We start from the raw sequence: 24626 nt of genomic DNA on the forward strand, positions 1-24626 counted from the left end.
TGCCCTGTTATTCGGTATCGTTGAGTGACCAGTCATATTCATGGTCGCGGATATCGAGGTTGGCGCGGATGTCTTCTGCAAGCGCGGGTTCGGCGTATTGGAGCAGATGCGCGATCACGGCATCCTCGCTGCCGCCGAAATCATCCCGGTACCAGTCATAGATCGAGGAGATACGAAGGCCATTGTCCAGCACGGTCACGCCGCGCGGATGATTTACATAAGCGTGTGCGGCAGCTTCCAGGTCAGCTTCCAGCGTCTCTGCCTGCCACGGCGTCTGTTTCAGGTTGGGGCAGCCATAAGACGCGCAGTTGACGGCGTAGTGGAGGCGCGGATCATCTGACCACTGCTCCCGCAATATATCATGCTCGATCCCGTGGAGAGAGATTTCACGCCCGTCAGCCGAAACCTTCACCTTTTTCCATGGCCCTGAAGAGTACCACGGCTTGATCGTGCCGGTCGGATACGCCTCTACGATGTAGCGCACGGTCACGGCATTATAGAGATTGGCCCATGCTGCGAACTGCGCGTCGCGTGACAGGGTGTCGAAGTCGAGATCGCCATACTGGGCAATATACTTGTCCAGTCCGGCGCGAGCCTCTTCATCATTCTTCAGCGCGCCGTAATCCACCCGGTTAATACCCTCGGGGCCGGGGGTTACGTAACTTTCGAGTATATCGCCCCAGGCGTCATGCGAAAGACCGTCTGTAGCGGCATGTGCCATGAGGGCTCCCTGACTGACAGCCAGGGCAGTGGCGGCTGGCCTGATCGTGTTTACAATGATTGCGCGTACCTGTTCCATTCCCGGCATATAGGCCGTGGGCATGGGCTGTACACATCACGAGGTTTTCGCGCAGGATCAAACTCTCGTGATCGCCGCAACACTGGCATGATGGCCTTGACCGGGGCCAGCTCACACTGTATCAGCCGCGGTTTCCGAATTCGGTCAACACAAGTCCAAGGCGTAAGCCCATGAAACGTACATTTCAGCCCAGCCGCCTCAAGCGCGCGCGCCGTCACGGTTTCCGTTCCCGCATGGCCACCAAGAATGGCCGCAAGGTGCTCGCGCGCCGTCGCGCAAAGGGTCGCAAGAGCCTGTCTGCCTAGGTTCTCGCGCTTCTGACGGGAGCGCCCCATGGCACAGGATGTAGATAACAGGACTGAGGTCGTACGTCTTACCGTGCGGCCTCAGTTTCTTTTTGTGCGCGGCGGATTGTCCGAGCGGCGCAAGAGCCTTGTCATACAGGCACGGTTGCGCGGCGATGAGGCAGGCCATATCGGCAAGGGGTTCACCGCGACGAAGAAGATCGGCAATGCCGTTATCCGCAACAGGTCCCGGCGTCGTCTGAAGGCGGCAGCAAGCGAACTTCTGCCGGGTCTGGGCGTGCCCGGAGCGGACTATGTGTTCATCGCCCGCATGGAGACGGCTGGTATCGGCTGGCAGCGCTTGCTTGACGATATGGAAAGCGCGCTGATAAGCCTCGCCGCAGCCTTGAAACAGGGGTCGGGCACGGCCTGACCCCCTTTTAGTATGTAATGATGGCGGACTGACAATATGAATCAGGGGATGGACCCGCAGGACCAGCGTAATTTCATCATCGCCATGGTGCTGATGATTGCCTTCGTGTTTGGCTATCAGGCGCTTGTCGTCAGCCCCGAGCAGGAAGAGCGCCGCGAGGCACAGGAACAGGCTGAACAGCAGCAGGAAATAGCTGGCCCCAATGCGACGCAGGAGAGCCAGCAATCCGTCACGATTGCGCCGAGCGTCGACGAAGCGCTCCAGACCAACCAGCGGGTCGAATTCGATGCTGCGCGCGTGGACGGCTCGATCCGTCTGACGGGTGCCATCCTGGATGATCTCCAGCTGAAGGATCACTTCACCACCGTCGAGCGGGTCAACGAGTTGCGCCTGCTGCGGCCGACCAATGCAGAGTATGGCTATTATGCCGGCTGGTACTGGTTTGACGGCAACCAGCCCGTTGCCGGGCCGACGACACGCTGGCAGGTCGAAGGCGAAGGGCAGCTCAGCACGAACTCGCCGCTCGTCATGACCTATGAAGGCAATGGTGTTTCCATCGAGCGCACGGTGCGGGTCGATGACAACTACATGTTCACCTTCACCGACGAGATCACCAATACCGGCAGCGAGGCGCGCACGCTTTCACCGCTTGGCTCGATCCGCCGCCACGGGGAATGGAAGAATTTTCTCGATGCGACCGATCCGGGGTCTTCGCGTACCTCCGGCATGGCGCACCAGGGCCTGCTCGGCGTGTTCGACGATGAGCTGACCTGGCGCAACTACAAGAACCTCGACAAGGGCAAGGGGCTCAAGAAGTCTGACGACCAGGGCGTTCGCCGCGCTTCAGAAGGTGGCTGGCTGGGGCTTACCGACAAATACTGGATGACCTCGCTCATCCCCGAGCAGCAATATGAGTTTGCCGGGCGCTATCAGCGTCTTTCACGTGAGACAGGGCCGGTCTTCCAGGTTACTGCGACCGGCACGGGGCGGGTCATCCAGCCGGGTGAAACGATCACATCTGAAAACCGCATCTTCTCCGGTGCCAAGGAGTATGCCGTTCTCGACGATTACAAGGATGCAGGGATCCCCCGCTTCGAGGATGCGATCGACTGGGGCAATATCCTCTATTACATCACCAAGCCGCTTTTCTCCCTGCTTTACTGGCTGGAGCAGAATGTCGGTACGTTCGGTTTCGCCATTCTGGCGCTGGTGGTGATCGTGCGTCTGCCGCTCGTGCCGCTCTATAACCAGTCCTACAAGTCGATGGCGAAGATGAAGAAGCTCGCCGAACCGATGAAGGAAATCCAGGAGCGTTTCGCGGCCGATCCCCAGCGCCGTCAGCAGGAGATCATGAAGCTCTACCAGCGGGAGAAGGCGAACCCGATCGCCGGGTGTATCCCGATCCTGCTGACCATCCCGGTCTTCTTCGCGCTCTACAAGGTACTGTACGTCACCATCGAGATGCGCCACGCGCCGTTCTGGTATATCCGTGACCTCTCCTCGCCAGACCCGACGGCCATAGGCAACCTGTTCGGCCTGTTGCCCTGGGCGGCGGGGGATGTGAAATCCATCCCGATTCTCGGCTTTGTCATCGGTATCGGGGTTCTGCCGATCCTGTACGGCGTGACGATGACGGCCATCCAGGCACTGTCACCGCCGCCGACGGATCCGACGCAGAAGATGATCATGCGCTTCCTGCCGCTGATCTTCATGTTCGTCTTTGCCGGTTTTGCCGCAGGGCTCGTGCTCTACTGGGTGTGGTCGAACGTCCTGTCGCTCGTCCAGCAATACTTCATCATGCGCCGCAACGGCGTTGAGACCGAGTTTGACAAACTGATCATGCGCCTGCTCGGGCGGAAGAAGGAAGAAGAGGTGTGACCGACGCGCCGGAGTTCGATGCTGAAACGCTGGAGGCCGGACGCGTCCTGTGTGCGGGGCCATGCGACTTTGTCCTCGGCGCAGCCGCGCTCACCCAGCTTCCAGATGCTGACAGGCCCGAAATTGCCTTTGCCGGGCGGTCGAATGTCGGCAAGTCGAGCCTGATCAACGGGCTTTTGAACCGCAAGAACCTGGCGCGTGCCTCGTCCGAGCCCGGCCGGACGCGCGAACTCAACTATTTTGACCTGGGCGAGGGCAAGCTCTGGCTCGTCGACCTGCCGGGTTTTGGCTATGCCAAGGTTTCACGCACACAGGCCCATGAGTGGCAGCGCCTGACGCTGCGCTATCTTCAGGGGCGGGTGAACCTGCGTCGTGTGTTCCTTTTGATCGACAGTCGTCGTGGCCTGATGGACACTGACCTGGAAGTCATGGACATGCTGGACAGTGCAGCCGTGACCTACCAGGTCGTCATGACCAAGGCCGACAAGATCAAGAAAACCGAAGCAGAGAAAACCCGCGAAAAGATTGACGCGGTGTTGAAGAAACGCGCTGCCGCGCATCCCGTCATCCGTCTGACTTCTGCCGAAAAGGGCTGGGGCTTGCCGGAGCTACGCGCGGAAATCGTCGGGCTTACGGTCTAAGGGCCAGAAATTGTGCTGGCTCATGGAGCGCCATAAGGCCGCCCTGCCTATTCCAGGTTTGTCGGGTTTGTAACACTCCGGTTGCCACGAAGCTCCTTGCGGGCGCGGCGGGTTGCACGACGTTCCCGTCTGGCCTGGCGCTCCGCAGCCCTTGCCCTGTTGCGATCCTGGGCCTTGTTGCGGTTCTGGCGAGCTCGGTCATGGCGAGGTGTGTTGCGCTGGCGATGGTCGGCCCTGTGGTTACGGCCACGCTGGCGGTTACGGCCTTCATCCCCTGAGCGGTCACGCCAGTGACGCCCGTCTACACGGTCGCCCCGTTGGCCACGCTCCCCCCGGTCCCTGCGATTGCGATCACCGCGGTGTCCACGATCCCTGTCACCACGGTTCCAGTCGCCGCGGTGTCGGCGGTCCCGGTCTCCCCGGTCTCCCCGGTCGCCGCGATTGCCGCGGCGTCCCTCGTGTCGCCAGCCGGGGCCATGGCGTGCGCCTTCACCCCTGTCATGACGCTTGCCTTTGTGGCGGTTGTGGTGGCGTTGATACTTGTCCCGGTGCTGTACGCCCCACCGGGTCGAGGGGTAATAATAGGTTTCGCCATAGCCGTAAGTATAGCCGGGGCTGTAGTAGCCCGATCCATAATATGACCCCTGGTCATAGTAGCCATCATCGTAGCCATACGGCGCATAGCCGTCTTCATAATAGCCGTACCCGGTCGTGCAGCCAGCCGCCAGCAGCCCGGCGGACATGAGCCCGAGGGCTATCCCTGCCCGCTTCCATCCGGTTCTCTGTTCAGGGTTCATGATGACCTCCGGATTATTTCTATCATTCCGAAGTTTAGCGCAGCGCACCTGACTGGGGTATGAATGGCGCTTAATGGGCTGTTCTGATCAGGCGTCTTGGATCTCAAGACCCGCCAGTTCCGCCACCTTGTACACGGTGCGCATGTTGCGCCCGGTCATGGCGACGGGGACGAACTTGCCGAGCTTTTCGACCAGCTTCGAGCGGCCTATGCCGTCCGGGGCGAGCAGGTAGACCGCTTCGTCGGTCACCTCGACCTCCTCATTGTAAGCCTTCAGCTCTTCAAGCGACTCCAGGTCAGCGTCGCGTGCAGGTTCGGCCAGGAAGAAGACGTGAACCGACTTCGGGTCTTTCAGGCTTTCCTTCCTGTAGGGGTTGGCATTGATAATGCGCAACAGGTCCTGCGGGGAATAGACATGGCTTCGCGGTGTGATGTCGAAGGCATCGCGCAAGATGCCGGTCAGGGCCTTGCTGGCATCGTAGTAGGACTCGTCGGACGAGGTGAAAACGATGTTGCCGCTCTGGATATAGGTCTCGACCTCTTCATACCCGGCCTCTTCGAGGATGCCGCGCAGCTCTTTCATGGGCAGCTTGTTATGGCCGCCGACATTTACACCACGAAGGAAAGCGATCCAGCGTTTCGTCATGCGAGATTGATCTGCCATGAGAGGCCGAAACGGTCCGAGACCCAGGCGAATTTCCGGCTGAAATCATACGTGTCGAGCGGCATCATGATCCCGCCACCGTCCGACAGGGCTGCGTAGACGCGCTCGATCTCGGCTTCATCATCGCATTCCAGGAATATCGAGGTGGCAGGTGTAAAGCCGAAATCATGGCTGACGGGGCTGTCAAAGACCATGAACTCCTGTCCGGCCAGCGAGACGAGGACCGGCGCTGGCAGGGCATCCGTTTCAGCATCTTCGTGCGACCTGTCATGGATTTCGAAGTCATCGAAAAGGGCGGCGTAGAATTCCAGGGCCGCGGCCGCATCTCCCTGGAACATGAGGAATGGACGCGCCGACTTCATTGATGCGGCCCGCTATCCTGGTCGCGGATATCACTGATCACGATTTCGTCTGGCTGGCGCGGGCCATCATTGGCCGGGCTTCTTTGCCAGCAGGCGCACGCATTGTCCCATGTGAAAGCTTTGCCCTTGGCGTTCACCCGCAGGGTGGGGGAGGCATAGGAGCCGTCTTCTGTGTCGCCGTAGACATCGGCCAGCCCGTCCCCATTCGTGTCGCAGGTATAGAGACTGCCTGAATGGCTGCACTGGTTGATGCCGACATCATCGCCATAACCATGGCTGGCAGGCCAGCCTGAATAACTCCCGAAGGTCTGGGGGGACCAGAAAGTGCCTTCATATCCCGCGGTCGGACTGTAGGAGGCGGCGCCATTATACGAGGCTGTGTAGGGTGCATTTACCATCGCCTCACGCGCCATTGGTGAGAAAATAGTCGAGTTATCGCTCGCGCAACTTGCCACGAAGGCCGCTGCACTGACCGCCACGCAGCCTTTCAGCCTGTCTGGTTTCCAGATGTATCTCATCACGGTTGCATTTTCTACGTATCTACAATGACTTCAAGTGGTTCTTGCGCGTCATACTATTTTATCGTGTCGCGCATCCGCCGGCGGTGGTAAACTCGACTCCACGGTCGCGGTAGATGGGAATCTGGAAGCGTCATGAGCCTGAGCATCGAACTGGCCAACCTCGAGGAGGAAGACTTCGTAAACCTGATAACGGCGCATAAGTCTCTCATGCTTGAGACATCGCCGCCGGAGAGTTCGCATGCCCTGCAAATAAGTGGACTGAAGGTGCCGACCCTGACGGTCTGGGAAATGCGCAAAGGCGGGCTTCTGATTGGTTGCGGCGCCCTCAAGCGCCTTTCGAATGGTTCCACCGGCGAAATCAAGTCGATGCATATAGCCGCCCAGTTCCGCCGTAGCGGGCTTGGCCGTCAGATGTTGCGTTTTCTTATCGCCGAAGCCCGTGAGCGCTACTATACCGCGCTCTATCTTGAAACGGGTGTGCAGGAGGCATTCTACCCGGCCCGCAAGCTCTATGAGCGAACCGGTTTCGTCTATTGTGGCACGTTCGAAGGCTATAGCGACGACCCGAATTCAGTCTTCATGAAACTGGTTCTGGACTGAGCGGCAACAAAAAACCGGGCCATGCCGAGAGAGGGTGCCGACATGGCCCGGTTCTATTGTCCTGCCCGCATGAGCAGTCAGGATTCTAGCCGCAGGAAAATCAATCCACTGGCTCTGGATCCTCCGTCAGGGTGACGGGAATGATATTGATGCCATCTGCATCAACCGGGTCAGAATTGGCATCCGCCCTGAAAGCCGCACCAAATCCGGCACCGAAAGCATCCGGATCAACCGAGCCCCCGGGAGGAGGTGGCGGCGGTGGGGGTGGAGGCGGCGGAGGCGGCGGCATGGGAGCGGGATTACCGCCCCCGTCACTTCCACCACCGCCACAGGCGGTTACGCCGATGGCCGCAACGCCAGCAAGCAATGCGGCGCGCAGAAATGTAGTACGTCTCTGTGACATGATCTTGGCCTCGCTTAGCTGTTATCGTTCGGCGAACCGGGGATCGGGGTGTTCAGATACGGGAACTCGTTCTGAAGCTCGCTCGCACTGATCGGGGCCCCATCGGTGAATGCCACATTGCCGACATTGGCATCTTCCTCGTCACACAGGCCGAGGTCGGTTGGCTCACCATTGATCGGCACCGGATAACAAAGCGCACCCATGGCAACACGCAGGGCGATATCGACAGTGTCGTCACCCGGACGGCGTCCATTCGGGAACCCGGCAAGGTCATCACCGGCCACCCCGAGCGGGCTTTGCTGGTCGCGCGGTGTGGGCGCGATGCCCATGTTCAGGCGCATCATTTCAGACGCCTGGACACTGGCGGGCTGGTTGAGCCCCTCAATGCCGGTCAGGAAAGCGGCGACCAGATCATTACGTGGAATGTTCGTCGGCGCGATCGTTTCGTAATCTGTTCCCAGCGTGTCGTTCACGGCATCGCGGAACAGTGTGTTGAGGAGAACCGGCAGGGTCGGATTGGTGACATAGTCTGCCAGAGCGGCATCCTGCGTCGGTTCAGCTGCGTTGAACAGGTCCTTGTCCGGCAGGCCGATCACCACTTCGTTGACCAGCGGTGCCGAGAGACGTGACTGCTGGACGAAAGCCCCGCCATAGACCGAGGTCTGCTCATAGGTCGGAGAAGGATCCTCGATTTCGGCTTGTGGCAGGCTAGCCGTCGTCCAGGCACCGATAATGCCATCGCCATCATCGTCGAGACAGCTGATCGGGACTTCCACGGCCAGTGAAGTGACATTCGCCTCGCCGACAAGGTCATCATTGGCACGATCCTGGGTGATGCCACCCGGGAAGCCGCCACCATCGCCAGCGCCGCGTGAGCTGTCGCCTTCAATCGGGACAAGGTTCACGAGGTCGAAGACTTCACCAAGATTGACGGCAAAGGCTTCTGCGCGCTGGCCGGCGAAGACGCGGCCAGAACCGCAGCCCGGGATGTTGATGTCGTAGATGTACTGATTGGCGTAGGCGCTGTAGTTCGGCAGGGTCTTGTTACCGATATTGTCGACCGGCTTGACGAATGTGCCAATATCCGAGCTGGAGCCCGTCCGGCGGTCGCCTGTGATGACACGGAGGTCATAGCCTTCCCGTTCACCTAGCGCGAAGATGTTGTCGGTCGTGATCTGACCAGCCTGGCGCAGGGCAATCGGCAGCCTCTTGTCACCAACGGGCACTGTGATGCCTGTGCCGTTTTTCAGCGTGTTATCGAAATCGAACTGGTAGGTGATGTCTTCATTGGCATCGCCATCGACGTCGATATGGATCTCGTAGATCGCATCTTCGTCCATGGTGAAATAGTTCGGCCCACCATACGGAGCCTGAAGCGGCTGGTAATTGGCGATGAATGTTACATAGTCCTCGCGGCCGGATTCATAGCTTCGGAACATGTAGAAGTCCGTTCCGTCGACTTTCGGCTGCTCGGTCGTTCCGGGTGCTTCGCGGTGGCTGGAGGCCAGCGCTGGTGTCACGGCAGCGCCGGTCGCGGCGACGGCCAGCACGGCGAGTGAGACATGTGAGAGTTTCATTGTGCGGTTCCCCGTAGTTTTCTGAGACGCCCTGACATGGGGCGCAGTTCAGATACGAGGGCTGGGCATTATCGGGTGAAGGCGTGTTAAGATTCTTTCGATGACGTCCACGCCGCAAATCAGGCTGCATCCAATCCGCCGGGACGTGCGTACTCTCAAATGTGCCAACAAAGAGGAATGAGAATGCCCTTTAAACTGTCCTGCCTGCTTGCCGCGGCGAGCCTGATCGCGCCAGCCGCAATGGCCCATGACTTCTGGATCGAGCCGGAGACCTATACACCCGAACCTGGAGAAACGGTCGATCTTGCCGTCCTGACAGGACATGGCGAGGATAAGGCCGACTGGCCGCTTGCGCCTCACCGGGTCATCGGGCTGAGAAGTGTCGGGCCGGACGGGCTCGTCAGTCACGCCAAAGGTCCAGACAGCCTGGAGCTTCCTGCGCAGCTGAGTTTTGAAAGCCCGGGCCTGCACATGGCCTTTATTGAAACGACCAACAGCTTCAGCTCCCTCGAGGCGGACAAATTCAACGATTATCTCGACGAGGAGGGCATCCGCTCCATTGCGGCTGATCGGGCCGCAAACCGAAGCCAGGACAAGGCTGGCCGCGAACTCTATTCCCGGCGCGGCAAGGCACTGGTGAAGGCAGGCTGTGCAGCGCCGCAGGGAGAGGTCTGGGCGCAGGAGCTTGGCCTGACGCTGGAAATTACGGCGCTTGAGAATCCTTTCGACTGGCAGGAAGGCCAGCCCCTGACTACGAAGGTGTTCTTCCACGGGGCAGCTGTGCCCTCCGCGACGCTGCATGTCACCGCACTTGAGGGCGATGGCGAGGATTTCACCGTCACGACAGGCCCGGACGGAACTGCCGATCTTGGCGAAAACCTCGCCGAAGGCCGCTGGCTTGTTCATACGGTCTGGTCCGAACCGGCGCTGAACCTGCTGGAAGACGCCGATTACCAGACCGTCTTTTCAAGCCTTACCTTCGAGACGGAGGATGCCTGCGCGGACTAGGCGGCCGGGCCTGGCGCGCCTATTGCGCACTGCATCCCCTGGCCTGGTAGAACCCCATCATCCGCTGGCGCCGCGCCGTGGCTTCGCTCTCGCGCTGGCGGGCCTGCGAGGCGCTCATCTGCGCGCCTTGCTGGACGCTGCCGGACAGGGTCTGGAAGACGCGGGCGGCATCGCTATAGCCGCCATACCTTCCGGCGCGGCTCGCAGTGGTGGCGCCGACCTGGGCGGTTTGCGAGCCAGTATAGGCCGCGCGCGCATTGGCGATTTCCTGGTCCATGCGTGAAATCTCGTCCAGCAGGGCGGCACACCCCATCGTGTCATCACCGGGCTGGACGGCCATGATCGGGCCGGCCGTTCCGGTGGCTGCGCTGCCGGTTGCCCCTGTGGCGCAGCCGCCAAGCGCGAGGAGGGCGAAGCTCGCCCCTGTAAGAAGGTGTTTCATCAATAGTCCCCTTTCCTTTGTCGTGGAACTCGTCCTTTATTCGGGGGAACGGGAAACACGCCTGAAACCGGACATGACGAGCGGTTTTTTCAGGGTCTGGACGCTTGTCCTTCCCCCTCACGCCAAAGTCCGCTAGACGCTCAGCCCCATGAGTGATGAGAGTTTCAATCCTGCGCAGCTGACCGCGTCGACCCTGTCGGAGGCGCTGCCCTATATCCAGCGCTATGACCGCCAGACCGTGGTCATCAAGTATGGCGGCCATGCCATGGTCGATCCCGCTCTGGCCGATGCGTTCGCGCGCGATGTGGTGCTCCTGAAGCATCTCGGCATCAATCCGGTGATCGTGCATGGCGGCGGGCCGCAGATTGCGAGCCTGCTTGAGCGGCTTGGCATCAAGTCGGAGTTCCGGGACGGCCTGCGCGTGACCGATGATGCGACGATGGAAGTCGTCGAGATGGTCCTCTCCGGCCCGATCAACAAGAATATCGTGCGCGCGATCAACAAGGCGGGCGGCAAGGCGGTCGGGCTGTCGGGGTCTGATGCAGACCTGATGAAGGTGAAGCGTGCCTCGAAGACCAAGCGGGACGCGCAAAGCGAGGTCGAGAAGGTGATCGATCTCGGCTTTGTCGGCGAGCCGGAGACGGTCGATGTTTCGGTGCTGGAACTGCTCGGTGGATATGAGCACGATTTCATCCCGGTCATTGCGCCGGTCGGTTTCGATGCCGAGGGCAAGCGCTACAACGTGAATGCGGACACGGCCGCAGGCGCGATTGCGGGCGCGCTTGAGGCGAGCCGTCTGTTGCTGCTGACCGATGTGGCCGGCGTGCTGGACGGCAAGAAGGAGCTGATCCGCGAGATCAAGGCGGGCGATATTGCCGGGCTGGTCGAAGACGGGACAGTTTCAGGCGGTATGATACCGAAGCTTGAAACCGCGGCGAACGCTGTCAAGAATGGGGTTGGAGGGGCTGTCATTCTTGACGGGCGGGCCAAACATGCCCTGCTCATGGAGCTGTTTACCGAACATGGTGCCGGGACGATTGTACTTTAAGGCCTTCGCGTTTCTTCTTGGACTTGCCCTCTCGGGGCTCACTTCTCTGACAGGCATGGTAGCCGCTCAATCCGGTGCTCAGGCAGGGGATGCAAAGAGCGACGGCTGGAAGCTCTGCAACAGGACGAGCTATGTGATCGAGGCGGCCGCGGCGCGATATGAAGGCCAGGGCGTTTTTGTTGATGGCTGGAAGCGGCTGCGGCCCGGTGCGTGTGAAGTCGCGTTAGAGGCACCGCTCGATCCCGGTATCCACTATCTTTTCGCGCGGTCCTCATCGGCCCATCGTGGCGGACGCCGCCTGTGGGGCGGAGACCAGCCACTATGCGTCGATACGACGGGCAGCTTCTCGGTCGAGAGCCCGCAGGAGTGCTCCGAGATGGGGCTGGAGGCGCGAGATTTCCGCCCCGTCCTGATCGAGAATACGAAAACCTGGACGACCAGCCTCACCGAAACAGAAGAATTCGACCTTGAAGAGGCCTCTGCGGCGGGTGTGCAGCGCCTGCTGGACAATGCCGGTGTGTTCTCCGGCAATATCGACGGCAGGATCGGGCGCAAGACGCGCGCGGCTATCAGTGATTTCCTCGGGGCGAACGACCTGCCTTCCGACACCTCCGACGCGGACTTGATCGACCTCCTGGAGCAGGTCGCCCAGGAGCGCGGGCGCGAGATCGGCCTGAACCTGTGTAACCGTACGGACAAGCGCATCTGGTCTGCGATTGCGCGGCGTAAGGGTGAAGGCTGGGAGAGCCGCGGCTGGTGGCTTCTGGAAGCGGGCGGATGCGCGCGCGTGATTGACGAGCCGCTGCTGACGGCAGAGCATTTCGTGTTTGCTGAAATGGAAGATGAAGGCGGGATGCGTACCCTGAAAGATGCGACAGACCCGTTCTGCCTGGCGCGCACAAGGTTTGCCATCAATGGTCGCAAGGATTGTGGCGCCTCGGCCAACCGGCAGGGGCTTTTTGCCGCCACGCCACCTGCGAAGAACCGCCGTCTGGTCTATGAATTCTTCGAACGTGATTTCAAGGAGAGTGGCTCGTGAGTGCAGACGGGGCGGACCTCGGACGGATTATGGGACGCGACACCTGGGTGTTCGATCTCGACAACACGCTGTACCCGGCAGAGTGCGACCTGTTCGCCCAGATCGATGAGCGGATGACGTCATTCGTGGCCGGTTTCCTCGAGATGGACCCGGCTGAGGCGCGTGTGCTCCAGAAGCGTTATTATGCCGAACATGGCACGACGCTGAAGGGCATGATGACAATGCATGGCATGGCGCCGGAGGACTTCCTTGCGCATGTCCACGAGATCGACCTGTCACCGCTGCCGCACCTGCCGGACCTGTGTGAAGCGATTGCGGCGCTTCCGGGCCGCAAGCTGGTCTACACCAATGGCTCGCGGCGCCATGCCGAGCGGGTGACCGATTACATGAAGCTGGGTGGCAGCTTTGATGGCCTGTTCGGCATTGAGGACAGCGCCTATACACCGAAACCCTCGCAAGGTGCCTATGAGGCGTTCTGCCGGCATCATGATGTCGATCCGGCGCGTGCGGTCTTCTTCGAGGATCTGGCACGCAACCTCGCCCCGGCGCATGAGATGGGGTTTGCAACTGTCCTGGTGCGCTCCGAGAAGGACTGGAGCCATGAGCCCGTGGAGGCGCGCCCTGCCGGACCGGAGGATGCAGCCGCCCCGCATGTCGATTACGTTACCGGCAATCTTACGGGCTTCCTGCAGGATGTTCTCAGCAAGCTGAAACCCGAAGGCCAATCCGTCCGGACGGACTGACCTGCTGCCCGTTTTCGTCGCTTCCCGAAAGATGGAAGGCCAACTTTCCCCTGCGTCGGCAATTGCCAGATGCGTTTAGTGGCGCGACCATGCGCCCTAAAAAGGGAGAGAACGCATGAAACTGGATATCGCGACGACCGCCGTTCTGGCGCAGATGGCGTCGATGGGCGCCCCGCCGATGCACGAGATGAGCCCTGATGAAGCGCGGCTCGTCGGGGAAGGCATGGCTGCTGCCTATCCCGAGGGACCGGCCATGGAAGAGGTCCGCGATCTCGATATCCCGTCGAGCGATGGCGCGACGATCCGTGCCCGCCTGCTGAGACCGGTGGCTCAGCCCAAAGGCGTCATGGTCTACTATCATGGCGGTGGCTGGGTGCTCTCAAATATCGATCAGTATGACGGCCTTGGCCGCCAGCTGGCGGAACGCACGGGCTGTAGCGTGCTCCTGGTCGACTATCGCAAGGCGCCGGAGTTCAGGTTCCCGACCGCGCCGAACGATGCCTGGGACGCGCTGAAATGGGCGAATGACAATCTTGAGACGCTGGGTGGCAAGGGGCTGCCGCTGATGGTCGGCGGCGATAGCGCCGGCGGCAATCTTGCGGCCGTCGTCTGCCAGAAGGCGAAGGCCGCGAGCGGGCCGCAGATTGCGCTCCAGCTGCTGGTCTATCCTGTCACCGATGCCGACATGGAGCGGCCCTCCTATGCCGATCCGGACAACCAGCTCCTGCTTAATACACCCCTGATGCAATGGTTCTGGGACCATTATGCGCCAGACGTGGCGGACAGGAAGAAGCCGGACGCCTCTCCCCTGCGGGCAAAGGACCTTACCGGCCTGCCGCCGGCGATCGTGGTGACAGCCGAATTCGATGTCCTTCGCGAGGAGAGCGAGGATTATGCCGAAGCGCTGCGCAAGGCCGGGGTGCCTGTCACCTTCAAGCAGTTCGACCGCCAGATGCACAATTTCTTCGCCATGCCGGGCCTCCTGCCGGCCCAGGCGAAAGCGGTGGACTATGTCGGCGACCAGATCGAGCAGCACCTGGCGCGTTTCTCCGAGGCAGATGTCGTCATCGTGGGCGCAGGCTTCTCGGGGATGTACCAGCTCAAGCGCCTTCGCGAGATGGGGCTGACTACACGTGTCATCGAAGCGGGCGATGATGTTGGCGGCACCTGGTACTGGAACCGCTATCCCGGTGCACGCTGCGATATCGAGAGCATGGCCTATTCCTTCGGCTTCGATCCTGAACTGGAGCAGGACTGGACGTGGAGCGAGAAATATGCCGCCCAGCCGGAAATCCTGAGCTATGCCGAACACGTCGCGAAGCGCTTTGACCTGAAAAAGGATATCACCTTCGAGACCCGTGTTACCCGCGCGATATACAGTGAGGATACCGCGCGCTGGACGATCTATACCGATACCGGCGAGGCGATCTCCGCGCAGTATTTCATTATGGCGACCGGCTGTCTGTCGATGCCGAAGAAGCCCGACATTGAGGGCAGCGACAGCTTTGAGGGGCCAACCTATATTACCGGTCTCTGGCCGCATGAGGGCGTTGATTTTTCTGGCAAGAAAGTCGCTGTGATTGGCACGGGCTCTTCGGCCATCCAGTCAATCCCGCATATCGCTGAAGAGGCTGATCACCTGACAGTCTATCAGCGTACACCAGCCTATTCGCTGCCTGCGGGCAACCGGCCCCTGACCAATTCAGAAGTGGCCGAAATGAAGGAGAATTACCGCGACTATCGCGAGGCGCAGAAATACCACCTGGCCGGCATTCCGAACCCGCCGCGCAACCTCCAGTCCGCTCACGAGGTAAGCGAGGAAGAGCGCCGTGAACGGTACGAAGCCGGCTGGGACACAGGCATCCTGACCGGTCTGACAACCGCCTTCATGGATACGTTATCCGACCAGCAGTCAAACGACTGGGTCTCAGATTTCATCCGTGAGAAAATCCGTGACCGCGTCGACGATCCGGATACGGCGGAAACCCTGATGCCGCGTTCATACCCGTTCGGCACAAAGCGGCCGTGTCTCGATACGAATTACTACGAGACGTTCAATCGCGACGATGTCTCGCTCGTCGACCTTCGCGACACGCCGATCGAGCGCATCACGCCTACGGGTGTGAAGACGAGTGCCGGCGAGGAACCGGCAGATATCATCGTTTTTGCCACAGGCTTCGACGCGATGACCGGGGCGATTCTGAATGTCGATATCCGTGGCAAGGACGGCGTGTCACTCAGGGACAAGTGGGCGAACGGTCCGCATACCTATCTGGGTATCGCGATTGCGGGGTTCCCTAACCTGTTCACGATCACTGGCCCGTCCAGCCCTTCAGTGCTTTCCAATATGATGGTGTCCATCGAGCAGCATGTTGACTGGGTCAGCGACTGTATTGCCTGGATGCGGGAGCGTGGGCTGGAAACAGTTGAGCCGACGGAAGAGGCCGAGGACGAGTGGGCCGAGCACAATGAGGCGATGGCCGAGCAGACGCTCTTCCCGCAAGCCAATAGCTGGTATATCGGCGCCAATGTGCCCGGTAAGCCCCGGACCTTCATGGCCTACGTGGCTGGGGTCGATGTCTACCGCATGGTTTGCGACCAGATTGCGGCGGCTGGCTATCACGGCTTCCGGACGACCAGAACCAGGGAAAAGCTACAGGCGGTTTCGGCCTGAGGTTCAAGTCCGGTTGAAATGCACAGGCAATTCGTGGGCGCTATCAGGCGTCCACGCAAAGGCGTTCTGTTTCCTGTGCCATGTCCTCGGCAAGTTCAGCGATGTCGGCTGGTCGTGTGCCGCGTTGCAGCTCGATCTGCAGTGCCATGAAGTTTGACTGGTAGCGCCGGGCAAGGCGGCTGGGGTCTGCATCGTCTGGAAGTTCCCCACGCCCCCTGGCATCCTCGAAGGCGGCCCGGAATTCGGCTTGCATCCTGTCGAGGTAGAACCGCGCCTGGTCCGCGATTTCGGTGTCCATGTCCGTGGTACCAAGAACAGTCTTGACCAGCATGCAGGCATGACACGGCCCGCCGTCTGTCTGGCCCATACTGCGCAGTGCCGCGGCAAGGCCCTGAAGCGGAGAGCCGGCCTGTTCAATATCAGCGCGCAGCCCATCGCGCATGGACTGGAAATAGCGCTCCAGCGAAGCGAGAAACAGGGCCTGCTTGCTGGAGAAGGCGGCATAGATGCTGCCGGGTTTCATCTGGAGGGCAAGCTCCAGGTCCTTGAGAGACGTCGCATAGTATCCCTTCGCCCAGAAGAGATCCATTGCCGCGTCGAGTGCCGCGTTCCGGTCATATGAAGGTGTGCGTGCCATAAGCTCTATATAATGTCGTCGTGGATGCCTGTCTGGCAATCGGGATGCTTACGTATAATCACATTTGAGTGATTGCTCAAATTTAAACTTGAGTGACTGCTCAATAATTTCCAACTGCGTGGCGTGCCAAGAGGCATGTCAAAACTCAGGAAGGATACCCAATGACTGAATTTACCCAGCACACCGAAGAGACGGCCCCGGAAGAAAGCCGGGAAATCCTGGCCAACGCCAAGAAGCAGAACGGGAACATCCCCAACCTGTGGGCCATCATGGCAGAAGCGCCCGGCCTGCTGAAAGGCTATACGCATCTGCACGAGGCCTTCGCCAATTCCAGCTTCGACAAGGATGAAGTGACGGTTGTCTGGCAGACCATCAATGTCGAACATGCCTGCCACTACTGCGTGCCTGCACATACGGCGATCGCAAAGGGCATGAAGGTCGATGACGAAATTACCGAAGCGCTTCGCAATGAGACCGAGCTGCCGACGCCGCGCCTTGAGGCGCTCCGGACGTTCACGCTCAGCGTGGTTCGCGGACGGGGCCATGTGGATGAGGCTGATGTTCAGGCATTCCTCGATGCCGGCTTTACAAAGCGCCAGATCCTCGAAGTGGTGCTTGGTGCGGCGCAGAAGGTCATGTCCAACTATGTCAATCATCTCGCGGAGACGCCGTTGGACGATGTTTTCAAACCTTTCGAGTGGCACAAGGCGAGCTAAGGCTCCCAGCCTTTCAACAGGTGGCGGGGCGGTTTCAGGAAACCGCCCCGTTTTTGCGTCTAGAGGGGATGACGGGGTCATCCGCATCGACTATGTGACGGGCGAATTCATGCAGTTGCAGACAACTCGTCCTGTCTGAACTGAAGCCCGAACAAACGATTACGGAGAGCGCGCCATGACCGCGAACCTTGCAAACATCATCGACCAGGCCTGGGAAGATCGCGCCAATGTATCCGGCGAAACGAAAGGCGAAATCCGTGACAGTGTCGATGAAGCGCTCAGCATGCTGGATTCCGGCAAGGCACGCGTCGCCGAGAAGGGGGCTGACGGCGACTGGGTCGTGAACCAGTGGCTCAAGAAGGCCGTGCTGCTCTCTTTCCGCCTCAACCCGAATGGGCCGATCAAGGGCGGGCCGGGTGGCTCGACCTGGTGGGACAAGGTCCCGTCCAAGTTCGAGGGCTGGAGCGCGGAAGATTTCGCCGCGTCCGGCCTTCGCGCGGTGCCGAATGCGGTGGCGCGGCGTGGCAGCTATATTGCCTCCAGCGTCGTGCTGATGCCGAGCTTCGTGAACATCGGTGCCTATGTCGATGAAGGCACGATGGTCGATACATGGGCCACCGTCGGCTCGTGCGCACAGATCGGCAAGGGCGTGCACCTCTCCGGGGGCGCCGGCATCGGCGGCGTGCTGGAGCCGCTTCAGGCCAACCCGACCATCATCGAGGACAACTGCTTCATCGGCGCACGCGCTGAAGTCGCCGAGGGTGTCATCGTGCGCGAGGGCGCGGTGCTTGCCATGGGAACCTTCCTCAGCCAGTCGACCAAGATCGTCTACCGCGAGACTGGCGAGGTCGTGATGGGCGAGGTCCCGGCCTATTCCGTGATCGTGCCCGGCTCCCTGCCGGACCCGAAGGGCGGGCCGAGCCTTTATTGTGCGGTGATCATCAAGACCGTAGACGAACGCACGCGCAGCAAGGTCGGCGTCAACGAGCTGCTGCGGCCTTGAGGCCGCACATTCTAGTGCATGATTTCGTTTGCTGCCGCAATATTGTCGAAACCTATGGCTGAAATGATACCTCTTAATGGAGGTTCATCATGCTACGTTCTATATGCCTTTTGCTGTTAGCTCTAAACCTTTGGGGCATAACAAGAACGGCAGCTGCTCAAAAGAAACCGGCCAGTTTCTGTCAGCGCATCGCGGATGCGGCCTATAAGGAGAATTCGCGTCTCGATACACGCCGGGTAGCTGAACGAAACTCTGCACCCTTCGTGAAGAAATTTCTCGTCAGCTCTGCGTTTGAAAATATTCCTGACGCCGAAGGCTATCGGAGAATTGGGCAGGAGCGCGATTGCAGGGACGAGGACACCGGGGAGTATTCGCGTTGCGGTGTGCCCGGCGACCCGGTCAGTTTTGACAAGGCTGAAACCTATTACACGGACCCGGGACTCTATGAGGATTTTGATCGATGGTCTCGCACAGCCGGTCTTCTACCTGTGGAGGGCGGCCTTGCCGCTGTGCGTGCCTATGCCGACTACAGTCCTTACAGGCGTGGCTGGACGACTGGTGTGTTCATGACCAGCATCGTCGACCGGGAGTCCATGATGTGCGCCTTCGAAAACCGCATTCATGAAGAGTTCGCCTCTCCTTGGTGCCGGTCAATTTCCGAGAATGAGAGTAATCTTATTGAGGTGGATCGGCCGATGCCGGAGGAAAGCCGGGAAGCGCTCTACAATTATTCCAATAGCTCTCGCCCGAACGACCATTACCTGAAAGGTCATGCCGATCTGGACATTGATGGGGATGGCAAGGCAGAGCGGCTCGTCAAGGTGAATTTTAGTTCCGGAACCGGTCTCTGTCCAAACACATACTTCGATGTCCTCGCCCCCGGATCGTTTACCGAATTTGCAGATGACAAGATACGCGAATTGGTGCGCGAGGCGCAGGCAGATCAATTTGAGGGGCCTTTTGCCTCTGGCTATAGCTGTTACCGCCAGACCTATTTGAGAGTGTCAGATGGTAAGATCTGGTTCGAGCGCACTGGTGTTGGCAAAGTACCAGCGGATGGCAAGCCACGCGTAGTCAAGGGTACCGGGCCACTACAGCGCACGCTTCGCACAATTGAAGACGGCGAAGTAAGAAACGTCTGCGCGAGTCGCTTTTCCATTGAGCCAATTGTCGCGTACGATAGAGAACGTGTGGAGTAGGTGGTTTTGGCGTGACGCAAGCTACGTGCTTGTTTAGACAGGCCACCATGATCACCAACACCCTCACCAAACCCTCTGCCCTCGCGAAGATCGGGGAGACCGTGCCGGAAGAAGGCGGGCGGTGGGAGATCCGGCTGGAGATGATACTCAAATCCTCGGGCCGGGAAGTCACGATGAAGGCGATGGCCGATTTCGTGCGGCTGGGCCAGCAGTTCAGCGGGCAGACCATGGTCGTCTATTATATGGGCGAGCAGGGCGGGCCGGGCTTCGATGCCGATGTCGAGGGTGAGCTGAGCGAGACCGATGTCCGGCTTGATCTCAACATGCTCGAAGGAGACTTGCGGGGCGCATCCTTCCAGTGTTCCGGCACGGCGAGCGCAAAAGGCAAGCGTTATGAGGGCCGCTGGCACATGCCGTGTATCGACCCTGTGGAATGCGGGTGCGAGGGCGATGACGGAGACTTCTCGCTGACGCGGGTGGCTTGAGGCAGGTGAACCGTCAGTCCGGCTGGAGCTTGAGCAGGCGGCCGAGTGCCCCGGCCGTGAATCCCTGAACGATCAGGGACGACACCACGATGATGAAGACCACATTGAAAAATTCATGCGTGACAGGGCCGGGAGAAACCACGGGATAGATCGACAGCAGGATGGGTACGGCACCGCGTAGGCCGACCCAGCTGAGGAAGGTGAGTTCCTTTGGCCTGTACCCAAACGGGGCGAGACCGAGCCAGACGGCGACCGGGCGCGCAACAAAGGTCAGCAGGCCCGCACAGATCAAGGCGCCGATGATCTCGTCCGGCAGCTCGCTCGGCGTGACGAGAAAGCCCAGCAGAAGGAAGAGGAGTAACTGGCTCAGCCACTGCATGCCCTCACTGAAATTGGCGACGGGTTCGAGTGGGCCTTTCAGACGGTTCCTGAGCGCGATACCGGCAATGTAGACAGCGAGGAATCCTGATCCGCCGATGAGGGTAATACCGGCGAAGATGACCAGGGCCCCGGCAATGGCGAGAACAGGATATGTCCCTGTCGGCATGGTCAGCCGGTTCATCAGGGCTGAAAGAAGGCGCCCGCCCACGATACCGCCCGCAATGCCGAAGACGATCTGTGCGGCGACCAGCCAGCCATACTCTGCCCACATCGCCGGGTCTGCGGCTGTTGGCGCACCAATCAAAGCCGTCAGGATGATGGTCAGGCAGATACCAGCCGGGTCATTGAAGCCGGACTCGAGCAGCAGTGTGCTTCGGGTCCGGTCGGGTATGTTGAGCTTGCCGTGCTGGATCAGCATGAAGGTTGCCGCTGCATCAGTCGGGGCAACGACGGCACCGAGGAGGAGGGCGAGAAGCAGGGGCAGGCCGAGCAGGAAATGCGCTGCCACGCCGACGATCCCTGCCGTGATCAGGACACCGGGCAGGGCCAGAACGATGGCAGGCAGGCCTGCCCGGCGCAGGACATCGCGGCCTGTTTCCAGACCGCCTGCGAAAAGGATGAGGGCCAGCGCCACACTGCCCGCATTATAGGCCAGTTCGAAATCAGAGAAGGCAACGCCGCCCGGGCCATCCTCACCGGCCAGCATCCCGACAGCAAGAACAACCAGGAGCATGGGCGTGCCCGAGCGCCTCGCCAACGGAAAGAAGGCGAGACTGACAAGAACAAGTATACTGATCAGGAATAGAGCCTGGTACATTCTCTGATGATTTCATAAGGCCACAACAGGTGCCACAGTGTGTCTGCGCCTGTTGCCAAGGGAAGGTCGGAACCGTCTTTGCTGTAAGTATCTGTCTGCTGATATAGTCAACAGCTCAGGCTATGGAAGATAAGTTCCGTACAGTTTCCAGAAGAGTGACAGAAATTCCACACACTTCTACTTTGCTGACGGGGTGACGGGTGTGTAGTTCCTTTTCAGGGCGATAGCGGGCTGGAAGTCCGGTTTCGCTGCCAGCGTTTTCTGCAGGTAATGGTAAGCTTGATCGTACTGACCGAGGTCGTGATGAGCGAGTGCGAGGTTGTGATAGTGTTTATGCCGTTCTTCCGCGGATGGTAGATCAGAACCGTAGAGCAGCTCTATTGCCTCGGCAGGTTGTCCGGCCTGTATGAACACGGCCGAACAGGTAACCGCCGCAGCCGGGATGGAAAGGCCCTGTTCGAAAACCGCCCTGCAATCGGCAGCCGCAAGCTCAAGCCTGCCATGCCGCCTGTAGATCAGGGCGCGGTTCGCGTGTGTTGCCACTCTTGTTTCTTTATCTAGAGCACCGCGCTCCAGTGCCATTGAGCAGGTTCCGATGGCTTTGCGAGGCGGTGTATCCGCGCGCTGGGCATACATCTGACACTGCACGGCATCACTCAGCCCGGAAGAGAGCGTGCGTGGATTGGCTGTCGCGTGCAGGGCGGCGGCGATAAACGGGGCCGTGAGCAGGACAGCTGGCCACCGGCGCTGGTGCTTGCGTGCTGCGACGCTCTTGGTGCGGGTTTTCATGCTGGTTTCCTTTCATTTCCAGAGGCTGGACATGAAAGCTGGGGGATTGAAAGGCGCTGTGGAATTGGCGATAATGACAACAAATGGTCGAATTTTGCCAAACTGGAAGCAGGATAAAACAGATGGCCCAAATAGCCCCACACCAAGTGGTCGCCATTACTTATGATCAGCTCTGGCCGTTTGAATTTGGTATTGCTGCCGAGATATTCGGCTGGAATCGGCCTGAACTGGAAAGCGGCTGGTATGAATTCAGGGTGGCCGGTCCGGGCAGTCCCGTGCGCTCGATTGGTGGGCTCTCTCTGTCGGCAAGCCACGACTATGAAATCATTGCAGAGGCCGACACGGTGATCATCCCGGCCTGGCGGGATGTTCATGAAACGCCCACACCTGACCTGCTGGCTGGCTTGCTTGCGGCGCATGACGCAGGCAAGCGCATCGTGTCCTATTGTACGGGCGCGTTCGTTCTGGCGCATGCCGGCTTGCTTGGCGGGCACAGGGCCACGACACACTGGCGGCATATACCGCTCCTGCGGGAGGCGTTTCCAGACATCGATGTCGTCGAGGACGTACTTTATGTCGAGGACAGGAATATTGTGACCTCGGCGGGCAGTAGTGCGGCGATCGATGCGAGCCTGCATGTGATCCGCCAGGATTACGGTTCGGCGGTGGCAAACAAGGTCGCACGCAGTCTTATCACCCCACCACACAGGGATGGCGGACAGTCGCAATATATCGAGGCGCCCTATCAGGAGCGTACGGGCAAGTCAGTTGCAGGCGTTCTGGACTGGGCGCGCGAACAGCTGGACCGCCCGCTCGAAATTTCTGAAATGGCAGCATTCGCAGGTATGAGTGAGCGAACATTCCTGCGCCGCTTCCGGGAGGGCACGGGTACAACACCGCTTAAGTGGCTGAGACGTGAGCGTATCTTTCGGGCGATGGGCCTTCTGGAGAAAACCTGTCTTGATGTTGCTGATGTTTCAGACCAGTCTGGATTTGGTTCGGTCGAAACGTTCAGGACGGCTTTTCGCGAGATTGCAGGCGTTCCACCGCACACCTACCGCAAACGTTTCGAGGGTGTCATTCAGCGTTAACGGGGCTGCTTCATCCGATACTGACCTGGATTGCTACAAGGCCGAAATAGGTGGCCAGGATGGCAAGACCCTCAAAACCGATGCCGCGGCGTTCGCGCAGGATGAGGCCCATGAGCAGGATGGCGGTAATCACGATGGCGCCGACCATCATCAGGCCGTCAGCTTCTGTCATCGCGTGATAGATCGAGCCGTCCCGATAGGCGGCGTCCGATAGCGACAGGAAGAGCACATCGAAAGTATTCCCGCCGATAATGCCGCCAACCGCAAGCTGGAGTGCGCCGCGGCGCACAGCCGCCAGGGTTGTCACCAGTTCCGGAAGCGAGGTTGCCACCGCCGTCATCAGGGCGCCGACAACGGTTTGCGATATGCCGAGACTTTCGGAGATTACAGCACCCGCCCGGGCAATGGCGAAGCCACAAGCAGCCAGCACGAGGCTGAGCAGGACGAAAAAGACGATCATGTAGGTCAGTGAACGCCGGTTCGCGGCGGCGTCATCCGGTTCGTCCGGCCGCGTATCGACAGTTCTCTGGGGGTGCCACATGGGGCGGTCCTTGAGCAGGACGGCGGCGCGCGTCCCGAACAGGTAGACAACAAACAGCAAGACCGAGACGGGGTGGATCCCGAAAAAGGCAACTTCCGGGGCGTAGGCAGCCGCCAGCGGCAGGCTGACAAGTAACATCAGCAAGGCCGCCATCAGCATGTTATTGGCGTCAGCAGCAGCGTGCTCGAGATTGACGCGCTGGTAAATCAGGTCGGCGATGACGAGAAAAGTGGTCTGCGCGGCGATCCCGCCAATTGCGTTGGAAACCGCCAGGGAAGCCAGCCCGTCAGTGGCGGCAGTCAAGGATGTGACGATACCTGACAGCGAAGTGGCCGCACCGAGCAGGATGCCGCCGAAAACAGCTTCGCCCAGACCCGTGCGGTCGGCCAGCCTGTCGGCGAGGTTGGTGATACGCACACCGGCAAGCGCCACCACCGCTGCAGCGGTGACAAACAGGATGATGGCGATCTGGATTGAAATGGGCGGGTCCTCTTTGTGCTGCGAAACCGGACGTCAGAAATCCAATGCCCGCCCTGTCCAATGGTTCCAGCGCACAGCTGCAGCGAAAATTATTCGGTGTCAGCCTCTGGATCGCGGACCCTGATGAGGCCGTTACCGATCATGCTCAGCACCAATTCGTCATCCTGGTTGAAGACCTTCTGCTGTGATTTTGTAAGGCCCATATCGGGGCGTGATTTCATGCGGCGTTTGGAGACGAGCGTCGTTTCCACACGGAGTTCGTCGCCCGGATAGACTGGTTTGTGCCATTTGAGTTCGTCAATGCCAGGGGAGCCAAGCCCGGCGGTTGGCTCCTTGTCCTGCATTCCCTCTACCATGAGCCGCATCGTCATCGCCGCCGTATGCCAGCCCGATGCAGAAAGCCGGCCAAAAAATGTGTTGGCGGCGGCCTCATCGTCGAGGTGGAAAGGTTGCGGGTCATACTTGCTGGCGAAGTCGATCACTTCCTCGCGCGTAACCTTATAGGCTCGCGGAGAGTGTGTGACTGTCCCGACGACCATGTCCTCATAGTATTTCATGCGGGCGATCCTTGCTGA

28 protein-coding genes are annotated in these 24626 nt (G+C 59.9%); 15 read left to right on the forward strand and 13 right to left on the reverse strand.

Annotated features, from left to right (window positions below; translation table 11 throughout):
• Nucleotides 1-7: 7 nt before the first annotated feature.
• Nucleotides 8-823, reverse strand: coding sequence for a DUF547 domain-containing protein (locus Q1K31_RS12315; RefSeq protein ID WP_300379926.1), 816 nt, complete (start codon nucleotides 821-823; stop codon nucleotides 8-10).
• A gap of 146 nt (nucleotides 824-969) precedes the next feature.
• On the opposite strand from Q1K31_RS12315, the gene rpmH reads away from it, so the two are divergent.
• From rpmH to yihA, 4 genes are read left to right on the forward strand one after another with little or no spacing between them, the layout of a single operon-like run.
• Nucleotides 970-1104 (forward strand): 50S ribosomal protein L34, encoded by a 135-nt coding sequence (gene rpmH / locus Q1K31_RS12320; protein WP_300379928.1) that lies wholly within the window; start codon nucleotides 970-972, stop codon nucleotides 1102-1104.
• A gap of 28 nt (nucleotides 1105-1132) precedes the next feature.
• Nucleotides 1133-1516 (forward strand): ribonuclease P protein component, encoded by a 384-nt coding sequence (locus Q1K31_RS12325; RefSeq protein WP_300379931.1) that lies wholly within the window; start codon nucleotides 1133-1135, stop codon nucleotides 1514-1516.
• A 36-nt stretch (nucleotides 1517-1552) separates the two neighbouring features.
• Nucleotides 1553-3394, forward strand: a complete 1842-nt coding sequence (gene yidC, locus Q1K31_RS12330) for a membrane protein insertase YidC (protein WP_300379934.1) — start codon at nucleotides 1553-1555, stop codon at nucleotides 3392-3394.
• Nucleotides 3391-4035, forward strand: coding sequence for a ribosome biogenesis GTP-binding protein YihA/YsxC (gene yihA / locus Q1K31_RS12335; RefSeq protein WP_300379937.1), 645 nt, complete (start codon nucleotides 3391-3393; stop codon nucleotides 4033-4035). The genes yidC and yihA overlap by 4 nt, the downstream gene beginning before the upstream one ends.
• A 47-nt stretch (nucleotides 4036-4082) precedes the next feature.
• Here the strand turns inward: yihA and Q1K31_RS12340 are convergent, their stop codons facing one another.
• The 4 genes from Q1K31_RS12340 to Q1K31_RS12355 form a co-directional block, all read right to left on the reverse strand.
• Nucleotides 4083-4832, reverse strand: coding sequence for a hypothetical protein (locus tag Q1K31_RS12340; RefSeq protein ID WP_300379940.1), 750 nt, complete (start codon nucleotides 4830-4832; stop codon nucleotides 4083-4085).
• Nucleotides 4833-4919: 87 nt separating this feature from the next.
• Nucleotides 4920-5477 carry a DUF1697 domain-containing protein gene (locus Q1K31_RS12345; RefSeq protein ID WP_300379943.1) on the reverse strand — a complete coding sequence of 186 codons (558 nt, stop codon included), beginning with the start codon at nucleotides 5475-5477 and terminating at the stop codon, nucleotides 4920-4922.
• A complete protein-coding gene (locus Q1K31_RS12350; protein ID WP_300379946.1) occupies nucleotides 5474-5857 on the reverse strand; it encodes a VOC family protein in 384 nt (127 codons plus the stop codon). Before Q1K31_RS12350 ends, Q1K31_RS12345 begins: the two co-directional genes overlap by 4 nt.
• Nucleotides 5854-6375, reverse strand: coding sequence for a hypothetical protein (locus Q1K31_RS12355; RefSeq protein ID WP_300379949.1), 522 nt, complete (start codon nucleotides 6373-6375; stop codon nucleotides 5854-5856). Before Q1K31_RS12355 ends, Q1K31_RS12350 begins: the two co-directional genes overlap by 4 nt.
• 135 nt (nucleotides 6376-6510) lie before the next feature.
• Between Q1K31_RS12355 and Q1K31_RS12360 the strand changes: the two genes are divergently transcribed.
• On the forward strand, nucleotides 6511-6978 hold the full coding sequence (locus tag Q1K31_RS12360; RefSeq protein ID WP_300379952.1) for a GNAT family N-acetyltransferase: 468 nt from the start codon (nucleotides 6511-6513) through the stop codon (nucleotides 6976-6978).
• 100 nt (nucleotides 6979-7078) lie between these two features.
• Here the strand turns inward: Q1K31_RS12360 and Q1K31_RS12365 are convergent, their stop codons facing one another.
• Both Q1K31_RS12365 and Q1K31_RS12370 read right to left on the reverse strand, forming a co-directional pair.
• Nucleotides 7079-7381 (reverse strand): hypothetical protein, encoded by a 303-nt coding sequence (locus Q1K31_RS12365; protein ID WP_300379954.1) that lies wholly within the window; start codon nucleotides 7379-7381, stop codon nucleotides 7079-7081.
• A gap of 14 nt (nucleotides 7382-7395) precedes the next feature.
• Nucleotides 7396-8958, reverse strand: a complete 1563-nt coding sequence (locus Q1K31_RS12370; protein ID WP_300379956.1) for a DUF4331 domain-containing protein — start codon at nucleotides 8956-8958, stop codon at nucleotides 7396-7398.
• A 183-nt stretch (nucleotides 8959-9141) separates the two neighbouring features.
• On the opposite strand from Q1K31_RS12370, the gene Q1K31_RS12375 reads away from it, so the two are divergent.
• The gene (locus Q1K31_RS12375) at nucleotides 9142-9966 is read left to right on the forward strand and encodes a DUF4198 domain-containing protein (protein WP_300379959.1); all 825 of its coding nucleotides are present in this window, start codon (nucleotides 9142-9144) and stop codon (nucleotides 9964-9966) included.
• A 19-nt stretch (nucleotides 9967-9985) separates the two neighbouring features.
• Here the strand turns inward: Q1K31_RS12375 and Q1K31_RS12380 are convergent, their stop codons facing one another.
• Nucleotides 9986-10408, reverse strand: a complete 423-nt coding sequence (locus tag Q1K31_RS12380; protein ID WP_300379961.1) for a hypothetical protein — start codon at nucleotides 10406-10408, stop codon at nucleotides 9986-9988.
• A 148-nt stretch (nucleotides 10409-10556) separates the two neighbouring features.
• On the opposite strand from Q1K31_RS12380, the gene argB reads away from it, so the two are divergent.
• The 4 genes from argB to Q1K31_RS12400 all read left to right on the forward strand — a co-directional run bounded on the left by argB (nucleotide 10557) and on the right by Q1K31_RS12400 (nucleotide 15912).
• The gene (gene argB, locus Q1K31_RS12385; RefSeq protein WP_300379963.1) at nucleotides 10557-11456 is read left to right on the forward strand and encodes an acetylglutamate kinase; all 900 of its coding nucleotides are present in this window, start codon (nucleotides 10557-10559) and stop codon (nucleotides 11454-11456) included.
• Nucleotides 11446-12495, forward strand: a complete 1050-nt coding sequence (locus Q1K31_RS12390; protein WP_300379966.1) for a DUF1036 domain-containing protein — start codon at nucleotides 11446-11448, stop codon at nucleotides 12493-12495. Before argB ends, Q1K31_RS12390 begins: the two co-directional genes overlap by 11 nt.
• Nucleotides 12492-13238, forward strand: a complete 747-nt coding sequence (locus Q1K31_RS12395; RefSeq protein ID WP_300379969.1) for a pyrimidine 5'-nucleotidase — start codon at nucleotides 12492-12494, stop codon at nucleotides 13236-13238. Before Q1K31_RS12390 ends, Q1K31_RS12395 begins: the two co-directional genes overlap by 4 nt.
• Nucleotides 13239-13353: 115 nt before the next feature.
• Nucleotides 13354-15912: an alpha/beta hydrolase fold domain-containing protein gene (locus Q1K31_RS12400; protein ID WP_300379971.1), complete on the forward strand. Its 2559-nt coding sequence runs from the start codon at nucleotides 13354-13356 to the stop codon at nucleotides 15910-15912.
• A 43-nt stretch (nucleotides 15913-15955) separates the two neighbouring features.
• Here Q1K31_RS12400 and Q1K31_RS12405 read toward each other — a convergent pair whose 3' ends face one another.
• Complete coding sequence (locus Q1K31_RS12405; protein ID WP_300379973.1) at nucleotides 15956-16549, reverse strand: TetR/AcrR family transcriptional regulator; 594 nt, start codon at nucleotides 16547-16549, stop codon at nucleotides 15956-15958.
• A gap of 161 nt (nucleotides 16550-16710) precedes the next feature.
• Between Q1K31_RS12405 and Q1K31_RS12410 the strand changes: the two genes are divergently transcribed.
• From Q1K31_RS12410 to Q1K31_RS12425, 4 genes are all read left to right on the forward strand, one after another.
• Nucleotides 16711-17265, forward strand: a complete 555-nt coding sequence (locus tag Q1K31_RS12410) for a carboxymuconolactone decarboxylase family protein (RefSeq protein ID WP_300379976.1) — start codon at nucleotides 16711-16713, stop codon at nucleotides 17263-17265.
• A gap of 175 nt (nucleotides 17266-17440) precedes the next feature.
• Entirely contained in the window at nucleotides 17441-18268 is an 828-nt protein-coding gene (dapD, locus tag Q1K31_RS12415; protein WP_300379978.1) for a 2,3,4,5-tetrahydropyridine-2,6-dicarboxylate N-succinyltransferase, read from the forward strand.
• 89 nt (nucleotides 18269-18357) lie between these two features.
• Nucleotides 18358-19467, forward strand: coding sequence for a hypothetical protein (locus tag Q1K31_RS12420; protein WP_300379980.1), 1110 nt, complete (start codon nucleotides 18358-18360; stop codon nucleotides 19465-19467).
• Nucleotides 19468-19514: 47 nt separating this feature from the next.
• Nucleotides 19515-19952, forward strand: a complete 438-nt coding sequence (locus Q1K31_RS12425) for a hypothetical protein (protein WP_300379983.1) — start codon at nucleotides 19515-19517, stop codon at nucleotides 19950-19952.
• A gap of 13 nt (nucleotides 19953-19965) precedes the next feature.
• Here Q1K31_RS12425 and Q1K31_RS12430 read toward each other — a convergent pair whose 3' ends face one another.
• Together Q1K31_RS12430 and Q1K31_RS12435 are read right to left on the reverse strand one after the other, a co-directional pair.
• Nucleotides 19966-21150: a potassium/proton antiporter gene (locus tag Q1K31_RS12430; RefSeq protein WP_300379985.1), complete on the reverse strand. Its 1185-nt coding sequence runs from the start codon at nucleotides 21148-21150 to the stop codon at nucleotides 19966-19968.
• A gap of 177 nt (nucleotides 21151-21327) precedes the next feature.
• A complete protein-coding gene (locus tag Q1K31_RS12435; protein WP_300379987.1) occupies nucleotides 21328-21939 on the reverse strand; it encodes a hypothetical protein in 612 nt (203 codons plus the stop codon).
• Between the two features lie 122 nt (nucleotides 21940-22061).
• On the opposite strand from Q1K31_RS12435, the gene Q1K31_RS12440 reads away from it, so the two are divergent.
• The gene (locus Q1K31_RS12440; RefSeq protein ID WP_300379990.1) at nucleotides 22062-23030 is read left to right on the forward strand and encodes a helix-turn-helix domain-containing protein; all 969 of its coding nucleotides are present in this window, start codon (nucleotides 22062-22064) and stop codon (nucleotides 23028-23030) included.
• Between the two features lie 10 nt (nucleotides 23031-23040).
• On the opposite strand, the gene Q1K31_RS12445 is transcribed toward Q1K31_RS12440, so the two are convergent.
• On the reverse strand, nucleotides 23041-24051 hold the full coding sequence (locus tag Q1K31_RS12445; protein WP_367187585.1) for a sodium:calcium antiporter: 1011 nt from the start codon (nucleotides 24049-24051) through the stop codon (nucleotides 23041-23043).
• 89 nt (nucleotides 24052-24140) lie between these two features.
• The gene (locus tag Q1K31_RS12450) at nucleotides 24141-24608 is read right to left on the reverse strand and encodes a MaoC family dehydratase (RefSeq protein WP_300379993.1); all 468 of its coding nucleotides are present in this window, start codon (nucleotides 24606-24608) and stop codon (nucleotides 24141-24143) included.
• Nucleotides 24609-24626 lie beyond the last annotated feature (18 nt).

This window comes from Henriciella sp., from assembly GCF_029936995.1.
In the GTDB taxonomy this organism is placed as follows: Bacteria; Pseudomonadota; Alphaproteobacteria; order Caulobacterales; family Hyphomonadaceae; genus Henriciella.